The organism is Salipiger sp. HF18, assembly GCF_011806505.1.
Lineage (GTDB): Bacteria > Pseudomonadota > Alphaproteobacteria > Rhodobacterales > Rhodobacteraceae > Salipiger > Salipiger thiooxidans.
In genome coordinates, this window is record NZ_JAATOS010000632.1 from 1 (window position 1) to 1,994 (window position 1,994).

Consider the following 1,994-nt stretch of genomic DNA (forward strand, 5'->3'; position numbering starts at 1 on the left):
TAAGTCGCGTTCCCGTTATCAAGCTCTTTCGGCAAGATCCTGCGCAAAAGAGCTTACACCTGTGGCGCAAATGTGCTGACCTCCCGGATGCGATGCAGTGCAGTCTCTTCTAGGGGGAAACATTTAATTTTTCGGAAATGTGAGTGGACACTCCAGACCACTGAAGAACAAGAATAGTTCATCACTTGAAGGCGGTTAATTTCGGGATGGGTATGTCAAAAGAGCGCAGGCAGACGAGAGCGGGTTTCCGGGCGGGCATGGCAGCGGCGCTGGCGGCGGGGTGGCTTGTGGCCATGGCTCCGCAAGGGGTCGCGGCGCAGGGACTGTCGCTCACGGCCTACAAGCAGGCCGTCGCGGAATCGCTGTCCGAGGACGAGGGCATGGCCGCCTTTTACCGCGCCCGGGGCTTCGAGCCGCTCTGGACCGCCGATGATTCCGCCTCGCAAGAGCGCCGCACGGCGCTGATCGAGGCGCTGTCCCGCGCCGAGGCGCACGGACTGCCGGCGCGGCGCTACGATCTCAACGGTCTGCTGACGCGGATGCGCTCGGTGCAGGGCGACCGGGCCCGCGGGCTCGTCGAGGTCGAGCTGAGCCGCACCTTCCTGAAATACGCGCACGATCTGAACGGCGGCATGCTCGACGGACGCCGCATCGATTCCGGCATCAAGCGTCCGCCGCAGCGGCTGGCCTCCGAGGGGCTGCTGCAGGATCTCGCCCGTCGCGACCCGCGCGCCGTGCTGCGCGACCTCGCGCCGCACTCTCCGGAATATGCCCGGCTGATGCACGAGAAGCTGACGCTCGAGCATCGCATCGCCCATGGCGGCTGGGGCGCGACCGTCCGCAGCGGCAAGCTCGAACCGGGGCAGACCGGTGCCGATGTGGTCGCCCTGCGCGACCGGCTGGTGGCGATGAATTATCTCGCGCCCTCGCTCAGCGCCCGCTACGACGACGCCATCGTTGCCGCCGTGTCGCGCTTCCAGGAAGATCACGGGCTCAAGGTGGACGGCGTCGCCGGCTCCTCGACGCTCTCGGCGATCAACGTCGGTCCCGAGGAGCGGCTGAAATCGGTCATCGTGGCGATGGAGCGCGAGCGCTGGCTCAACATGCCCGAGGGGCTGGGCGCGCGGCATATCCTCGTCAACCTCGTGGACTTCCACGCCCGCATCATAGACGACGGCAAGGTGAGCTTCGAGACCCGCTCGGTCGTCGGTCACCAGGACCCCGACCGCCGCACGCCCGAGTTCTCGGACCGCATGGAGTTCATGGTCATCAACCCGTCGTGGTACGTGCCGCGGTCCATCGTGGTGAACGAGTACCTGCCGCAGCTCCGTCGCAATCCGGGCGCGGTCAGCCATCTCGAGATCACCGACAGCAGCGGCCGCCGGGTCAACCGTGGCAGGGGCTTTGCGCAGTACAGCGCCGCGAGCTTCCCCTATGCCATGCGTCAGCCGCCGGGGCCGCGCAACGCGCTGGGGACTGTGAAGTTCATGTTCCCCAACAAGTACAACATCTACCTGCACGACACGCCGTCGAAGAGCCTGTTCAACCAGAACCAGCGGACCTATTCGCACGGCTGCATCCGGCTCGGCGACCCGCATGATTTCGCCTATGCGCTGCTGGCGCGGCAGACCGACGATCCGGTCGGCTTCTTCCAGTCGCGGCTGCGTACCGGGTCCGAGACCCGCGTGAACCTCGATGAGCCGGTGCCGGTGCACCTGATCTACCGCACCGCCTTCACCAAGGCGAAGGGGCAGGTGAACTACCGCCCCGACGTCTATGGCCGCGACGCGCGGATCTGGGCCGCCCTTGCCTCCGAGGGGGTGGTACTGGCCGGCGGTCAGGGTTAAATCCTTCGGGAGAAATCCCGGAGGCCCCACATGTCCGACCAGACCCACACTCTCGCAGACGTCGCCGCGGCCCTCGGGCTCGAAGCGGTGGGCGACACCACGATCCAAGTCAACGGCGTAAACGAGCCCGCCCTGGCAAGCGCCGAC

At 66.3% G+C, this 1,994-nt stretch carries 1 protein-coding gene; it reads left to right on the plus strand.

Annotated elements, in window-relative coordinates:
* Nucleotides 1-212: 212 nt before the first annotated feature.
* A complete protein-coding gene (locus HC022_RS25155; RefSeq protein ID WP_167454209.1) occupies nt 213-1,847 on the plus strand; it encodes a murein L,D-transpeptidase in 1,635 nt (544 codons plus the stop codon).
* Nucleotides 1,848-1,994: the final 147 nt, after the last annotated feature.